Source organism: Pseudomonas sp., from assembly GCF_049301935.1.
GTDB lineage: Bacteria > Pseudomonadota > Gammaproteobacteria > Pseudomonadales > Pseudomonadaceae > Aquipseudomonas.
The window spans coordinates 1-15,467 of sequence record NZ_JBAQLP010000009.1 but is presented as its reverse complement, the minus strand read 5'-3'; the positions used below and the strand labels follow the sequence as shown (position 1 = coordinate 15,467).

Annotated in this window: 13 protein-coding genes and 1 tRNA gene; 12 read left to right on the top strand and 2 right to left on the bottom strand. The window is 59.3% G+C overall.

Annotation, left to right across the window (positions count from 1 at the left end):
- Positions 1-146: 146 nt before the first annotated feature.
- The 3 genes from WA145_RS01130 to rimO all read left to right on the top strand — a co-directional run bounded on the left by WA145_RS01130 (position 147) and on the right by rimO (position 2,372).
- A tRNA-Met gene (locus tag WA145_RS01130) sits at positions 147-223 on the top strand.
- Positions 224-359: 136 nt separating this feature from the next.
- Complete coding sequence (locus tag WA145_RS01125; protein ID WP_422579794.1) at positions 360-911, top strand: cytochrome b; 552 nt, start codon at positions 360-362, stop codon at positions 909-911.
- A gap of 138 nt (positions 912-1,049) precedes the next feature.
- Positions 1,050-2,372 (top strand): 30S ribosomal protein S12 methylthiotransferase RimO, encoded by a 1,323-nt coding sequence (gene rimO, locus WA145_RS01120; protein ID WP_422579793.1) that lies wholly within the window; start codon positions 1,050-1,052, stop codon positions 2,370-2,372.
- A 266-nt stretch (positions 2,373-2,638) separates the two neighbouring features.
- Here rimO and WA145_RS01115 read toward each other — a convergent pair whose 3' ends face one another.
- Complete coding sequence (locus WA145_RS01115; RefSeq protein ID WP_422579796.1) at positions 2,639-3,115, bottom strand: DUF1289 domain-containing protein; 477 nt, start codon at positions 3,113-3,115, stop codon at positions 2,639-2,641.
- 550 nt (positions 3,116-3,665) lie between these two features.
- Here WA145_RS01115 and acnB point away from each other — a divergent pair.
- The 4 genes from acnB (at position 3,666) to alaC (ending at position 9,855) form a co-directional block, all read left to right on the top strand.
- Positions 3,666-6,275, top strand: a complete 2,610-nt coding sequence (acnB, locus tag WA145_RS01110) for a bifunctional aconitate hydratase 2/2-methylisocitrate dehydratase (RefSeq protein ID WP_422579795.1) — start codon at positions 3,666-3,668, stop codon at positions 6,273-6,275.
- Positions 6,276-6,505: 230 nt separating this feature from the next.
- A complete protein-coding gene (locus WA145_RS01105) occupies positions 6,506-7,702 on the top strand; it encodes a CmpA/NrtA family ABC transporter substrate-binding protein (RefSeq protein WP_422579792.1) in 1,197 nt (398 codons plus the stop codon).
- Between the two features lies 1 nt (position 7,703).
- Positions 7,704-8,282: an ANTAR domain-containing response regulator gene (locus tag WA145_RS01100; RefSeq protein ID WP_422579791.1), complete on the top strand. Its 579-nt coding sequence runs from the start codon at positions 7,704-7,706 to the stop codon at positions 8,280-8,282.
- Positions 8,283-8,628: 346 nt separating this feature from the next.
- Positions 8,629-9,855 (top strand): alanine transaminase, encoded by a 1,227-nt coding sequence (gene alaC, locus WA145_RS01095; RefSeq protein WP_422579790.1) that lies wholly within the window; start codon positions 8,629-8,631, stop codon positions 9,853-9,855.
- Positions 9,856-9,894: 39 nt separating this feature from the next.
- Here alaC and WA145_RS01090 read toward each other — a convergent pair whose 3' ends face one another.
- Positions 9,895-10,287, bottom strand: coding sequence for a hypothetical protein (locus WA145_RS01090; protein WP_422579789.1), 393 nt, complete (start codon positions 10,285-10,287; stop codon positions 9,895-9,897).
- Between the two features lie 210 nt (positions 10,288-10,497).
- On the opposite strand from WA145_RS01090, the gene WA145_RS01085 reads away from it, so the two are divergent.
- The 5 genes from WA145_RS01085 (at position 10,498) to WA145_RS01065 (ending at position 15,137) form a co-directional block, all read left to right on the top strand.
- A complete protein-coding gene (locus tag WA145_RS01085; protein WP_167144492.1) occupies positions 10,498-10,815 on the top strand; it encodes a transcriptional regulator in 318 nt (105 codons plus the stop codon).
- Between the two features lie 448 nt (positions 10,816-11,263).
- On the top strand, positions 11,264-12,652 hold the full coding sequence (locus WA145_RS01080) for a CmpA/NrtA family ABC transporter substrate-binding protein (RefSeq protein ID WP_422579788.1): 1,389 nt from the start codon (positions 11,264-11,266) through the stop codon (positions 12,650-12,652).
- Between the two features lie 122 nt (positions 12,653-12,774).
- A complete protein-coding gene (locus tag WA145_RS01075) occupies positions 12,775-13,701 on the top strand; it encodes an ABC transporter permease (RefSeq protein WP_422579787.1) in 927 nt (308 codons plus the stop codon).
- A 22-nt stretch (positions 13,702-13,723) separates the two neighbouring features.
- Positions 13,724-14,518 (top strand): ABC transporter ATP-binding protein, encoded by a 795-nt coding sequence (locus WA145_RS01070; RefSeq protein WP_422579786.1) that lies wholly within the window; start codon positions 13,724-13,726, stop codon positions 14,516-14,518.
- 172 nt (positions 14,519-14,690) lie between these two features.
- Entirely contained in the window at positions 14,691-15,137 is a 447-nt protein-coding gene (locus WA145_RS01065) for a thioesterase family protein (protein WP_422579785.1), read from the top strand.
- Positions 15,138-15,467: the final 330 nt, after the last annotated feature.

Sequence of the window (15,467 nt, the reverse complement as noted above, 5' to 3'; positions counted from 1 at the left end):
GTTCAAATCCTGCTCCCGCAACCAGATACTCAAAAATGGCCACTCAATCGAGTGGCCTTTTTTGTTTGCCCTGGGAAAACAATCTAAGCATTTGATTAAGAACACTATTTTATTGACAGCGGGCGATTTCTATATAGAATGGTCGGCGCGGGATGGAGCAGTCTGGTAGCTCGTCGGGCTCATAACCCGAAGGTCGTAGGTTCAAATCCTGCTCCCGCAACCAGATACTCAAAAAGGCCACTCAATCGAGTGGCCTTTTTGTTTGTGCGTGATTTAGCTGGCCCAGCTCAGCAAGGCTTGAGGTTTGCCTACCTAAACTTGGACAGATCTTCACTTACAGCCGCGGAGCTCACACCACTATGCCCTGGAAAAATACCGAATCGCGCTATGGCAGCCTGTCCATCGCCTTGCATTGGCTGATGCTGATTCTGATTGCCGGCGTCTACGCCTGCATCGAACTCAAGGACAATTTCCCCAAGGGCAGTGACACGCGCGAGCTGCTCAAACAATGGCACTTTATGCTCGGCCTGAGCGTATTCACCCTGGTCTGGCTACGCCTGCTGGCCCGCGCCATTGCGCCAACACCGGTAATCACGCCCAGCCTGCCCGCCTGGCAAGCCGTACCAGCCAAATTGATGCACCTGGCACTCTATGCCCTGATGATCGGCGCGCCCCTGGCGGGCTGGTTGATCCTTAGCGCCGCCGGTAAACCCATTCCATTTTTCGGCCTGGAGCTGCCGCCACTGATCGACAAGAACCCGGATCTGGCCGACACCATAAAGGAATGGCACGAACTGGCCGGCAGCGTCGGTTACTGGCTGATCGGCTTACATGCCGCCGCAGGGCTGTATCATCACTTTGTTGTGCGCGACAACACCCTGACGCGCATCCTGCCTGGCAAACGCGTATAAGCCCGCCCAAGCCCAGCAACATTGCAGGCGACGCTCAGCGCTGGTCAATTGCCAGCGTCGCCGCTAGAATTGCGCACTTTTTGATCAGCGGTGCACCAAGCGCCCAGCATCCACCCGTACACGCCTGAGGTTAACGCCATGTCCACCCCCGCCACGCCGAAAGTCGGCTTTGTCTCGCTCGGTTGCCCCAAGGCACTGGTGGACTCCGAGCGCATCCTGACCCAGCTACGCATGGAAGGTTATGAGGTGGTATCCACCTATCAGGACGCCGACGTGGTAGTGGTCAACACCTGCGGCTTTATCGACAGCGCCAAAGCCGAGTCGCTGGAAGTGATCGGTGAAGCCCTGGCCGAAAACGGCAAGGTAATCGTGACCGGCTGCATGGGCGTAGAAGAAGGCGCGATTCGCAACGTGCACCCCAGCGTGCTCTCGGTCACCGGCCCGCAGCAATACGAGCAGGTGCTCAACGCCGTGCATGAAGTGGTGCCGCCAAAGCAGGACCACAACCCACTGATCGACCTGGTGCCGCCACAGGGCATCAAGCTCACCCCGCGCCACTATGCCTATTTGAAGATTTCCGAAGGCTGCAACCATAGCTGCAGCTTCTGCATTATTCCGTCGATGCGCGGCAAGCTGGTCAGCCGCCCGGCGGGTGAAGTGCTGAGCGAGGCCGAGCGCCTGGTCAAGGCCGGGGTCAAGGAGCTGCTGGTCATCAGCCAGGACACCAGCGCCTACGGCGTGGACATGAAGTACAAGACCGACTTCTGGAACGGCCAGCCGGTGAAAACCCGTATGACCGAAATGTGCGAAGCGCTCTCCAGCATGGGCGTGTGGGTGCGCCTGCACTACGTCTACCCCTACCCGCACGTCGACGAGCTGATCCCGCTGATGGCCGCCGGCAAGATCCTGCCGTACCTGGATATTCCCTTCCAGCACGCCAGCCCGAAAGTGCTGAAAGCCATGAAGCGCCCAGCCTTCGAAGACAAAACCCTGGCGCGAATCAAGGCCTGGCGCGAGATCTGCCCGGAGCTGACCATCCGCTCCACCTTTATTGTCGGCTTCCCCGGCGAGACCGAAGAAGACTTCCAGTACCTGCTCGACTGGCTGAGCGAAGCCCAGCTCGACCGGGTTGGCTGCTTCCAGTACTCGCCGGTAGAAGGCGCGCCGGCCAACCTGCTCGACAACGCCGTACCGGACGATATCAAGCAAGACCGCTGGGATCGCTTTATGGCCCACCAACAAGCCATCAGCACCGCGCGCCTGCAACTGAAAGTCGGCAAGGAAATGGACGTACTGATCGATGAGGTCGACGACCAGGGCGCCGTCGCCCGCTGCTACGCCGATGCCCCGGAAATCGACGGCAGCGTATTTATCAACAGCACCGCGATCAAGCCCGGCGACAAGGTACGCGTGCGTATCGTCGATGCTGATGAATACGATATGTGGGCCGAGCTGATCTAAGCCCCCCCCCGCCGCAATCGCTCAATAAAAGGCCTCGTCTAATACGGGACTGATAAGAGCATCCGACACCCTGCGAAGGCCGAGCTTTCGCAGGGTGTTTTTATTCCGGAGGCGCTAGTCTGGCGTGTGATTGGCCGGGCCGATCACAGCGATCCACCGCTGACAAGGCCAAAAACAGCGCAGTATCTGAGCAAAAACAAAACGCCGGTTGACTTAACTGACTGGCATCAGCCTAAACAGACTGCTCTTTCATCGATTGAAGGTACTCAGACTCTTATCTCAAGCCCTTCGAGCAGAAAACGCGGCGCGATATAGCGCTCGTAGTGCGCCTCGGACAGCAGAAAGAACTCGCGATCAATCGCATCGCGCAATTGTGGCAGGCCCCAGCCGCGAAACTCCGGCAGCAGCACCATGCCATAGGCCTCCAACTGACTGATCACCCGCGCGCCCCGGGCAATCAACTGATAGGCCCAACAATACGGCGATTGCTGCGGCACAAAGCGGATCTTGCGCTGTTCCAGCTGCATCCGCAGGCGATCGGCATCGAAAACTTCCAACTTGGCCGCCATCACCTGCACCAACAGCACTTCCAGGCGCAGCCAGACGGCGCGTTTTTCCTCGTCGTTATAGCCGTTCCAGTTGATCACCTCATGATGGAAGCGCTTGCAGCCACGGCAGACCAAATCGCCGTAAACAGTGGAGCACAGGCCGACACAAGGGGTTTTGATGCGTTGGTTGGACATAACGAAAGGCATGGATACTGGTGGACAGGTTGGCATCTTAACAGGCCGCTGAAAAATGTAGCGAGCGACGGCAAGGCAAGGCGACGTCAGCTGAAGAGGCGCAGTGTACGAGATGTTCATGAGCACTCTGACGCTGACTTCAACGCAGCATTGCCGAGCGCAGTAGCCTTTCAGCGGCCTGTTAGCCCTTTGTCTAAGGCAGATTGCCCCTATATAAGCGGGGCCTTTGGCTTAACTTTAGCAAAGCTTTCCAGTAGAATCGGCCGGCCTTTTAGAGGCAGCAACGTCCGTTGGAAGCTGTTTTCAAAGCGTCACGAGCACAGTCAATCCTGCAGGTTCGATGTTGGTGCCGACCCTTGAACCACTCTTCAAGTGTCTGCACCAGCCCTCATCCAGCCCGTCCTGCCGGCGTAAAACTTTGAAAACAGCTTCTGCAAGAAAGCAGCGCAACCTCGGCTGAGCGGCCCATAAAGCCACGAAGCGCCTGGTTTGTTGTTTTCTGGATCGCGTCCCGGACAACTCTTTGGGACCACTGATGAGGGTAATAACTGTGCTTGAAGCCTATCGCAAACATGTAGCAGAGCGTGCCGCTCAGGGTATCGCGCCCCAGCCGCTGAACGCCGAACAAACCGCAGGCCTGATCGAGCTGCTGAAAAACCCGCCAGCCGGCGAAGAAGCTGTTCTCCTCGACCTGATCACCAACCGCGTGCCGCCAGGCGTCGACGAGGCCGCCTACGTCAAGGCTGGTTTCCTCTCTGCCCTTGCCAAAGGCGAAGTCACTTCCCCGCTGATCAGCAAGCAACACGCTGTTGAACTGCTCGGCACCATGCAAGGCGGTTACAACATCGCCACCCTGGTTGAGCTGCTCGACGACAGCGAACTGGCTGGCGTGACTGCCGAGCAACTGAAGCACACCCTGCTGATGTTTGACGCCTTCCACGACGTCGCGGAAAAAGCCAAAAACGGCAACGTTCACGCCAAAGCCGTACTGCAATCCTGGGCTGACGGCGAATGGTTCAAGAACCGTCCGACCCTGGCCGAGAAGATCAGCCTACGCGTGTTCAAGGTCACCGGCGAAACCAACACCGACGACCTGTCCCCGGCTCCAGATGCCTGGTCGCGTCCGGATATCCCGCTGCACGCCCTGGCCATGCTGAAAATGGCCCGTGACGGCATCGTGCCGGACGAGCAAGGCGTAACCGGCCCGATGAAGCAGATCGAAGCCATGCGCGGCCAAGGCTTCCCGATTGCCTACGTCGGTGACGTAGTCGGTACCGGCTCCTCGCGTAAATCCGCCACCAACTCGGTGCTGTGGTTCTTCGGCGACGACATCCCCAACGTGCCGAACAAGCGCGCTGGCGGCTTCTGCTTCGGCAGCAAGATTGCTCCGATCTTCTACAACACCATGGAAGATGCCGGCGCTCTGCCAATCGAATTCGACGTGTCCAACATGCACATGGGCGATGTGATCGACCTGTACCCGCATGCTGGCAAAGTCTGCAAGCACGGCACCGATGAAGTACTGACCACCTTCGAAATGAAGACCCCAGTACTGCTCGACGAAGTCCGCGCTGGCGGCCGTATCCCGCTGATCATCGGTCGCGGCCTGACCGAGAAAGCCCGCGCCGAACTGGGCCTGGGCCCAACCGACCTGTTCAAGCTGCCGGAGCCGCCTGCTGCCAGCACCAAGGGTTTCACCCTGGCGCAGAAGATGGTCGGCAAGGCCTGCGGCCTGCCAGAAGGCAAAGGCGTGCGTCCTGGCACCTACTGCGAACCGAAGATGACCACCGTCGGCTCCCAGGACACCACCGGCCCGATGACCCGCGACGAGCTGAAAGACCTGGCGTGTCTGGGCTTCTCCGCTGACCTGGTGATGCAGTCGTTCTGCCACACCGCCGCTTATCCGAAGCCAATCGACGTCACCACCCACCACACCCTGCCGGATTTCATCCGCACCCGTGGCGGCGTGTCCCTGCGTCCTGGCGACGGCATCATCCACAGCTGGCTGAACCGCATGCTGCTGCCGGATACCGTCGGTACTGGTGGTGACTCGCACACCCGTTTCCCGATCGGCATCTCCTTCCCGGCTGGTTCCGGTCTGGTCGCCTTCGCCGCTGCCACCGGCGTAATGCCGCTGGACATGCCGGAGTCGGTACTGGTGCGCTTCAAGGGCAAACTGCAGCCGGGCATCACCCTGCGTGACCTGGTCCATGCCATCCCTTACGTGGCCATCCAGAAAGGCCTGCTGACCGTCGAGAAGAAAGGCAAGAAGAACATCTTCTCCGGCCGCATCCTCGAGATCGAAGGTCTCGACGAGCTGACCGTAGAGCAGGCGTTCGAACTGTCCGACGCCTCGGCCGAACGTTCTGCTGCCGGCTGCACCATCAAACTGCCAGAGAAAGCCATCGCCGAGTACCTGAAGTCGAACATCACCCTGCTGCGCTGGATGATCAGCGAAGGCTACGGCGATGCGCGCACCATGGAGCGTCGCGCCCAAGCGATGGAAGCCTGGCTGGCCGATCCGAAGCTGATGGAAGCCGACAAGGACGCCGAGTACGCCGAAATCATCGAGATCGACCTGGCCGAGATCAACGAGCCGGTGCTCTGCGCACCGAACGACCCGGACGATGCCCGCCTGCTGTCCTCGGTTCAGGGCGAGAAGATCGACGAAGTGTTTATCGGTTCGTGCATGACCAACATCGGCCACTTCCGCGCTGCCGGTAAGTTGCTGGAAAAAGTCGAAGGCACCCTGCCGACTCGTCTGTGGCTGTCGCCGCCGACCAAGATGGACCAGCATCAGCTGACCGAAGAAGGCTACTACGGCATCTACGGCAAAGCCGGCGCGCGCATGGAAATGCCGGGCTGCTCGCTGTGCATGGGTAACCAGGCACGCGTTGAGGCGAACTCCACCGTGGTCTCGACCTCCACCCGTAACTTCCCCAACCGTCTGGGCGATGGTGCCAACGTCTACCTGGCTTCGGCCGAGTTGGCGGCTGTTGCAGCCATCACCGGTAAGCTGCCGACGGTTGAGGAATACATGGTCTACGCGAAGAAAATCGACACCATGGCTGCGGACGTATACCGCTACCTGAGTTTCGATCAGATCGCCGAGTTCCGTGAAGCGGCTGCGAACGCCCAGATCCCGGTCGTTCAAGCCTAACGAAACAACGCATCACGCTGCATGTACAAAGAAAAGCCCCGCCCTGTGCGGGGCTTTTTCTTTTCCGACGTAACAGCCCGCAGACAGATGGCATATGCCTTGCTTTGGCTTAAGCCATCAGGCCTTTCCAACGACGGAAATGGCTGAAATAGACAATGGTGTCGTTCTGATCGCAGACTGAAGTCGGCGTTTGGTGCGGCATCTTTTTGTGTGGGCACAGGAAACGTACCATGAATAAGCACGACATCAGCCGCAGCGATACCCCGGAAAAACCGGTACTGAATATCGGCTTTATGGCCCTCACAGACGCCGCATCGGTCATCGTGGCCGCCACCCAGGGCTTCGCCGAAAAGCATGGCCTGACCCTCAATCTGCAGCGCCAGGCCTCCTGGGCCACCCTGCGCGACAAGCTGCTAAGCGGTGAGCTGGATGCGGCCCACAGCCTCTACGGCCTGATCTACGGCGTACAGCTGGGGCTCGGTGGCGCGCCAGCCACCGACATGGCGGTATTGATGGGGCTGAACCACAATGGACAGAGCATCAACCTGTCGCCGGACCTGCAAGCTGCAAGTGTGTGCAGCGGCGACGCACTGGCGCAGCGCGCGCACCAAGACGGTGCGCGCCTGACCTTCGCCCAGACCTTTCCCACAGGTACCCATGCCATGTGGCTCTACTACTGGCTGGCCAGCCAGGGCATTCACCCGCTGACCGATGTCGACAGCGTGGTGGTGCCGCCGCCGCAAATGCTCGCCCACCTCAAGGCCCGGCGTATCGACGGCTTCTGCGTCGGTGAACCCTGGAGCGCCCAGGCGGTGGATGAGCAAATGGGCTGCACCCTGGCCACCAGCCAGTCGATCTGGCCCGATCATCCGGAAAAAGTCCTGGGCTGCACCCGCGCCTTTGCCCTGCAGCACCCCAACAGCGCCCGCGCACTGGTGATGGCGGTACTGGAAGCCAGCCGGTTTATCGACGAGAGTGAAGAGAACAAACGCAGCACCGCACAACTGATCAGCGGCAGCGAGTATGTCGATGCACCATTGTCGGCGATCCAGCCACGCTTTCTCGGTCAGTACCAGGACGGCCTCGGCCATGCCTGGCTGGATGGGCACCCACTGCGCTTCCATGCCGAGGGTCGGGTGAACATGCCTTACCTGTCCGACGCTATCTGGTTTATGACCCAGTTCCGCCGTTGGGGCCTGCTGCGCGATGATCCCGACTACCTCGGCATCGCCCGCCAGGTGCAGCAGCTTGAGCTGTATAAACAGGCGGCCAGCGCCCTGGATATCCAGGTGCCGCAAGCAATGCGCAGCAGCCAACTGCTCGATGGCAAGTGCTGGGATGGCAGCGACCCTGTCGGCTACGCCCGCAGCTTCGAGTTGCATGCGCTGACTGACGCCCCGCTCAGCGCTCACCAGGAGAGTCGCTAAGATGCTGCGTATCTTGCTGATCAACGATACCCCGAAGAAGGTCGGCCGTCTGAAAACAGCCCTGACCGAGGCCGGCTTCGAGGTGATCGACGAATCCGGTTTGACCATCGACCTGCCGGAGCGGGTCGAGGCGGTACGTCCTGACGTGATTCTGATCGATACCGAATCGCCCAGCCGCGACGTGATGGAACAGGTGGTACTGGTCAGCCGTGACCAACCGCGGCCGATTGTCATGTTCACCGACGAGCACGACCCGGGCGTAATGCGCCAGGCGATCCAGAGCGGCGTAAGCGCCTATATCGTCGAAGGTATCCACGCCCAGCGCCTGCAACCGATTCTGGATGTAGCCATGGCCCGCTTCGAGAGCGACCAGGCGCTGCGCGCCCAGTTGCAGGCCCGCGACGCCCAGCTGGCCGAGCGCAAGCGCATCGAACTGGCCAAGGGGCTGCTGATGAAGATGAAAAGCTGCGACGAGGAACAGGCCTACACCCTGATGCGTCGTCAGGCCATGAGCCGCCAACAAAAGCTGGCGCAGGTTGCCGAACAGATCATCGCCATGCACGACATGCTCGGCAACTAAGCCCGAACCTGTAGGAGCCAGCTTGCTGGCGATCTTTGCGTTTAAAAGCATCGCCAGCAAGTGCGTAGGATGGGTTGAGGCGCGCAGCGTCGATACCCATCGAACAATCACACCATGGGTATCATGAAGGACATCCATGTCCCTCACCCTATGGGCAGCTGAAGCTGTGCAATACGGCATCCTGCCGCTTTGTCGCTTCGTTCAACCCATCCTACGGCTGTACCTCTTAGTTTGCCGGCAACTGCTCTGGACAGCCGGGTGGTGCGGCGCTTATCTTCGCCGCCTGGCCAGCGCACTGGCCAACGTCGCTCGGACGGTTCCGGGCGCTTACGTATCCGAGGAAAGCATGGCTGACCAAGCTTCGCGCCGCTTTGCGCGCATCGATCGACTCCCCCCCTACGTGTTCAATATTACCGCTGAGCTGAAGATGGCCGCGCGTCGCCGGGGCGAAGACATCATTGACTTCAGCATGGGCAATCCGGACGGTGCCACGCCGCCGCATATTGTCGAAAAACTGGTGCAGGTCGCCCAGCGTGAAGACACCCACGGCTATTCCACCTCGCGCGGCATTCCACGCCTGCGCCGCGCCATCTCGCGCTGGTACAAAGACCGCTACGCGGTCGAGATCGACCCGGAAAGCGAAGCCATCGTCACCATCGGCTCCAAGGAAGGCCTGGCGCACCTGATGCTGGCCACCCTGGACCACGGCGACACGGTGCTGGTACCCAACCCCAGCTACCCGATTCATATCTACGGCGCGGTGATCGCCGGGGCCCAGGTGCGTTCGGTGCCGCTGATCCCCGGGGTGGATTTCTTTGCCGAGCTGGAGCGCGCGATTCGCGAATCGATCCCCAAGCCAAAAATGATGATCCTCGGCTTTCCCTCCAACCCCACCGCGCAGTGCGTGGAGCTGGACTTCTTCGAGCGCGTGGTGGCCCTGGCCAAGCAATATGACGTGTTGGTGATCCACGACCTGGCCTATGCCGATATCGTCTACGACGGCTGGAAAGCCCCGTCGATCATGCAAGTACCGGGGGCCAAGGACATTGCCGTGGAGTTCTTCACCCTGTCCAAGAGCTACAACATGGCCGGCTGGCGCATCGGCTTTATGGTCGGCAACAAAGAGCTGGTCAGCGCCCTGGCGCGGATCAAGAGCTACCACGACTACGGCACCTTCACCCCACTGCAGGTGGCGGCAATTGCCGCCCTGGAAGGTGATCAGCAATGCGTGCGCGATATCGCCGAGCAATACCGCCAGCGCCGCAACCTGCTGGTCAAGGGCCTGCACGAGCTGGGCTGGATGGTTGAGAACCCGAAAGCCTCGATGTATGTCTGGGCGAAGATTCCCGAGCAGTACGCCCCGCTCGGTTCGCTGGAGTTTGCCAAAAAGCTGCTGCTGGAAGCCAAGGTCTGCGTCTCACCGGGTATCGGCTTTGGCGATTATGGCGATGACCATGTGCGCTTTGCCCTGATCGAAAACCAGGATCGCATCCGTCAGGCGATTCGCGGCATCAAGACGATGTTCCGCGCCGATGGCCTGCTACCTGGCAAGAAGGCCAAGGACGACGAGTAAGCAACTAACAGAGGGCATCTTCGGGCGCCCTCTGTCGTTTCAGCCAGAGTAATCCAGCACCGTCCAAACCTTACTTAAGCCACTGGTAATGACGCAGCCGCTCTGCCCCAGTTGATTGTTGCTGTGCAGCGACATCAGGTTGGTCATGCCGTCCGCCGCATCCGAGCGTTCGCTCAGCCACTGCACACGGCCGCAATTGGCCGTTTCGATCACATAACTGGCCGCCACGGCAGAGTCCTCGCTGGGCAGCCTGATCACATCCACCACCTTGCCCTGCTCTTCCACACGCTTGCCGTCGGATACCAGCACGGCCCAGGCCTGACCATTCTCGATCACCAGGTAGGTGCCATTGGCCCGAGGCTGATCAAGCTGCGGTTGTGCACAACCGGCCAAAAGACCCAACAGCACAATTGTCATGAGCATCTGTTGCATTGTTAGTGACTCCTCTGCAGTGCCTGTGGCCATTGGCTTTGCGGGCAGATGGCGCGGGTGATCGAGTAAGTGCCGGTTAGGGCCTTGGGCTTACTATTATCGAATACTGTTTATTTGTACAGTATTTTTCGATTACCCTTGGTCATGCCATCCAGCCAACCGTGCCGCCCGGTGAACGGGTCCATAGAAGGCGTTAACAGGAGTACCCAGATGCTCGACGTACTGCAGCTGAAACACAGCGTAAATCGCATGCCCCTGGAGAAAGTCCGGACCACCGTCAATGAGTTGCAACTTGAAGGCATCGTCACCGAGGGCAAGACGCCGTTTTCCCGGGTGCACTTCAACACCTGTTTTGCCGAGATCGAAGCCTTGCTGCAGCGCGCCGGTTATCACCGTCAGCTGGATGTGGTCGGCTATCAGGGCCTGGCCTATGCGATGTTCGACCCCTCGCGCTGGGAGGCGGTGGAGGTGCTGCGCTGGCTCAAGGAGTTTGTCGAGGAAGCTCAGGGTAAATCGCTGTCGCGCTAAGACGTTGGCACGCGTTCAACACCTGAGTTCAGCCAGCACCAAGGCGAAGCAAAAGCGCTTGGCAGCGGCTTGACCATGCACAGCATTGGCTCGTTGAATCGAAGAAATAAGCTTACCGGCCAGCGTTAGGGAAATCTGCTGGCGCGGTTTAAAAATATATTTAACATTAGATATTAATTTTAAATAATTGATTTATATAGATATATAAATCAAACCTCAGACTATCTCGAACTGCCCTCAGCCCAGGCCTAAACGCGTTACGGCAATGCCTTGAGAAAAGCTGGCAAGGCCTTTGCTTATTCACCCTCAGGCAGCAACCAACACACGTCTTCAGATCGCCAACGGCGGTGATCAGGACGAATTGACAAAGACGTCAACGACACTCGGCCCACTACAGGGCGAGCTGTCCGCGACGTCTTTTTTCGTTTCTGGGACTTGAGGAACCACTATGCGTATCTCCACCACTCGCCGTTCGCTACTGAAGAAAACCCTTGCAGGCCTTGGCTGCGCCGCAGCCCTGTTGCTCACACCCTTGAGCATGCAGATCGCTCACGCCGCCGACCCGGAAAAAGAGGAAATCAAGCTTGGCTTTATCAAGCTGACCGATATGGCGCCACTGGCCATCGCTTACGAAAAAGGCTTCTTCGAAAACGAAGGCCTCTACGTCACCCTGGAAGCCCAGGCCAACTGGAAAGTCCTGTTGGATCGCGTGATCACTGGCGAACTGGACGGCGCACATATGCTCGCCGGTCAACCCCTGGGCGCCACCATTGGCTTCGGCACCAAGGCTGACATCGTCACCGCCTTTTCCATGGATCTCAACGGCAACGGCATCACCATGTCCAATGCCGTGTGGGAAGAAATGAAGAAGCATGTGCCGATGGAAAACGGCAAACCGCTTCACCCAATCAAGGCTGACGCACTGAAGCCGGTGATTGAGCAGTACAAGGCCAAAGGCAAGCCCTTCAACTTGGGCATGGTCTTCCCGGTTTCCACCCACAACTATGAGCTGCGCTACTGGCTGGCAGCTGGCGGCATCAGCCCTGGCTACTACGCACCGGCCAAGGGCGATATCACCGGTACGTTGAATGCCGACGCGCTGCTTTCGGTCACCCCGCCGCCGCAGATGCCGGCCACCCTCGAGGCAGGCACCATCGATGGCTATAGCGTGGGCGAACCCTGGAACCAGGCCGCCGTGTTCAAAGGCATCGGCGTCCCGGTGATCACCGACTACGAGATTTGGAAGAACAACCCGGAAAAAGTGCTCGGCGTATCCAAAGCCTGGGCTGACGCCAACCCGGAAACCCACAAACGACTGGTCAAGGCGATGATACGCGCCGGCATGTGGCTGGATGAAAACAACAATGCCAACCGCGCAGAAGCCGTAGAAATCCTCTCGCGCCCTGAATACGTCGGCGCCGACGCCAAGGTGATCGCCAACTCGATGACCGGCACCTTCGAATACGAGAAAGGCGACAAGCGCGACGTCCCCGACTTCAACGTGTTCTTCCGCTACAACGCGACCTACCCCTACTACTCGGACGCCATCTGGTACCTGACGCAGATGCGCCGCTGGGGCCAGATCGGCGAAGCCAAGCCAGACAGCTGGTACTTCGATATTGCCAAGCAGGTTTATCTGCCCGCGGTATACCGCAGTGCCGCTGACGAACTGATCGCGGAAGGCAAGGCCAAAGCCGAAGACTTTCCAGCCGCCAGTGAAGAAGGCTTCCGCGCGCCGACCAATGAGTTTATCGATGGCATGACCTATGACGGGCGCAAGCCGAACGCGTACATCGAGCAATTCAAGATTGGTCTGAAAGCCAACTCGGCGCTGTAACGCATCAACTGCCCTGGGGGCCGGGTACTCCGGCCCCCCTCTGCTTCGAGGACAAGACGATGAGCAACCCCGCCGTCGCCCAGCCCATTCAAGATTCTCTTAAATCTGCCCGCGGCGCAGCCTTGACACGCTGGTTGCCCAGCGTATTGATGCCTGCGGTCGGTATCCTATTCTTCCTGCTGTTCTGGCAGATGATTGCCGGCAGTATCGACACCAGCCTCGGCAAATTCCCCGCACCGACCCAGGTAGCTAGCCAATTCGGCGCCCTGGTGAATGAACACCTGCGCGAGCAGAAAAAGGCCGACGCCTTCTATGAACGTCAGGAGTTGCGCAACGCCGAGAAGCTGGCCAAGCAACCAGACGCCACTATCACCACTCGCCCCTATACCGGCAAACCGACTTTCTTCAAACAAATATTCACCAGCTTGTATACGGTCATGACCGGCTTTTTCATCGCCTCACTGGTGGCCATCCCCCTGGGTATCGTCTGCGGCCTGAGCAAGCCCATCTACAACGCGGTCAACCCGCTGATCCAGATTTTCAAACCGGTCTCACCCCTGGCCTGGCTACCCCTGGTGACCATGGTCGTCAGCGCCGTCTATACCAGCAGCGACCCGCTGTTCGCCAAATCCTTCGTCACTTCAGCGGTAACGGTAGCACTGTGCTGCCTGTGGCCGACGGTGATCAACACCACAGTGGGCGTGGCCAACCTGGACAAGGATCTGCAGAACGTCAGCCGCGTACTTAGCCTGTCGCCACTGAGCCATGTGCGGCGGATCGTTCTGCCGGCGGCTATTCCGATGATCTTCACCGGTCTACGGTTGTCGTTGGCCACCGGCTGGATGGTCTTGATTGCGGCCGAAATGCTCGCGCAAAACCCAGGTTTGGGGAAATTCATCTGGGACGAATTCCAGAACGGCAGCTCCAACTCGCTGGGACGGATCATGGTCGCGGTCGTCGTTATCGGCCTGATCGGCTTCGTCCTTGACCGCCTCATGCTAATGCTCCAGCGCCGTGTTAGCTGGGACAAGAATGCTGACCTGCGCTGATCGATAAATTCAGGAGTTTGCCATGCACCATCCACACCTCGAACTGACCGGCGTCGGCATCAGCTTCCCCACCGACAAGGGCCTGTACTGCGCGCTGCAGAACGTTAATCTGAAAATCGACAAAGGCGAGTTTGTCTCCCTGATCGGTCACTCCGGCTGCGGTAAATCGACCGTACTGAATATTGTTGCAGGGCTCTATCAGGCCACCACGGGTGGCGTAATTCTCGACGGCCGTGAGGTCAACTCGCCCGGCCCAGAGCGCGCCGTGGTGTTCCAGAACCACAGCTTGCTGCCCTGGCTAAGCTGCTACCAGAACGTCGAGCTGGCGGTACGCCAGGTATTTCAGGGCAAGAAATCGCGCCATGAGATGCGCGAGTGGATCGAGCACAACCTCGAACTGGTGCACATGATGCACGCCAAGGACAAACGCCCCAGCGAGATCTCGGGCGGCATGAAACAGCGCATCGGCATTGCCCGCGCCCTGGCCATGCAACCCAAGGTACTGCTGATGGACGAACCCTTCGGCGCGCTGGATGCCCTGACCCGTGCCCACCTGCAGGACTCGCTGATGGAGATTCACGCCGAACTGGGCAACACGGTGATCATGATCACCCACGATGTCGACGAAGCGGTGCTGCTCTCCGACCGCATCGTGATGATGAGCAACGGCCCGGCCGCCAGCGTCGGCGAAATCCTCCAGGTGCAACTGCCGCGCCCGCGTGATCGCATCGCCCTGGCCCACGACGCGCGCTACCACGAGTACCGCGCCGCGGTGCTGGAATTCCTCTATCAGAAACAGCTGCGCCCGGCGGCTTGATGCATATGCTTGCCCGTCGCGCCCGCCACTCTGGCTGAGGACGATGGGCAAGGGGGCTGACCACCGATCAGGCGATTGAACGTCGCCTGTTGATACTCGAGGAATAACGAGCCCTCTCTTCTACGGCCGCTAGTGGGTAAACTGGCGGTCTTTCTCTACTGTGATCTTGCCCATGGCCCGCCTGACCCTTGAATTTCCCGAAGACCAGTTCTGCTACGCCACCCACCTGACTGTGCGGGTAACCGATATCAATGCCGCCAACCACTTGGGCAATGATTCGATGATCTCGATGATTTCCGAGGCGCGAGCGCGTTTTCTGTTTGAGTTCGGCATCGAAGAAACCCAGGAAGACGGCACCGGCATCATCGTCACGGACCTCGCCACCACTTACCGCGCCGAAGCCCACGCCCGCGATCAATTGCTGTTCGAGGTCGGTGTGATGGACTTCAACACCTATGGCGGCGACATCACCTTCCGCATCACCCGCCCGGCCGACGGCGCGCTGGTGGCCATGGCCAAATCCGGCTTTGTGTTCTTCAACTACAAACTGGGCAAGGTGGTGCAGATGCCGGCGACCTTTAGCGGCAAATTCAGCAAGGTCAACTGGCTGAGTAAGTAGCCAGGGTTTGCCGGCATAAAGCGGATTATTACCGGCCTGATCAAGCCTGATCGCGACAATATGACCAGATCGAAGATGCATTGCGCAATTATTCGGCAGCCGCCGTGACAGCTGGCACATCCTCTGCTACGCCTTAGGCATAACAACAAAAGCAGGGGAATTGCTATGCCGACCACGCGCAGCCATGTCCGCCAAGCCGGGCTTTTGAGCAACCTACTCGCTCTGGCCCTTCTCACCCTTCCCATACCCACCCAGGCCAAGAGCGCTAGCGTGCTTGACAGCCAACCAAGCGAACAGCGTTGCAGCGGCCTTAGTCACGCCAGCTAAAGC

What these genes read in the sequence shown, in the direction of transcription:
- WA145_RS01125 (WP_422579794.1), top strand. Translation starts at nt 360, where the DNA reads ATGCCCTGGAAAAATACCGAATCGCGCTATGGCAGCCTGTCCATCGCC.
- rimO (WP_422579793.1), top strand. Translation starts at nt 1,050, where the DNA reads ATGTCCACCCCCGCCACGCCGAAAGTCGGCTTTGTCTCGCTCGGTTGC.
- WA145_RS01115 (WP_422579796.1), bottom strand. Translation starts at nt 3,115, where the DNA reads ATGTCCAACCAACGCATCAAAACCCCTTGTGTCGGCCTGTGCTCCACT.
- WA145_RS01105 (WP_422579792.1), top strand. Translation starts at nt 6,506, where the DNA reads ATGAATAAGCACGACATCAGCCGCAGCGATACCCCGGAAAAACCGGTA.
- WA145_RS01100 (WP_422579791.1), top strand. Translation starts at nt 7,704, where the DNA reads ATGCTGCGTATCTTGCTGATCAACGATACCCCGAAGAAGGTCGGCCGT.
- alaC (WP_422579790.1), top strand. Translation starts at nt 8,629, where the DNA reads ATGGCTGACCAAGCTTCGCGCCGCTTTGCGCGCATCGATCGACTCCCC.
- WA145_RS01090 (WP_422579789.1), bottom strand. Translation starts at nt 10,287, where the DNA reads ATGCAACAGATGCTCATGACAATTGTGCTGTTGGGTCTTTTGGCCGGT.
- WA145_RS01085 (WP_167144492.1), top strand. Translation starts at nt 10,498, where the DNA reads ATGCTCGACGTACTGCAGCTGAAACACAGCGTAAATCGCATGCCCCTG.
- WA145_RS01080 (WP_422579788.1), top strand. Translation starts at nt 11,264, where the DNA reads ATGCGTATCTCCACCACTCGCCGTTCGCTACTGAAGAAAACCCTTGCA.
- WA145_RS01070 (WP_422579786.1), top strand. Translation starts at nt 13,724, where the DNA reads ATGCACCATCCACACCTCGAACTGACCGGCGTCGGCATCAGCTTCCCC.
- WA145_RS01065 (WP_422579785.1), top strand. Translation starts at nt 14,691, where the DNA reads ATGGCCCGCCTGACCCTTGAATTTCCCGAAGACCAGTTCTGCTACGCC.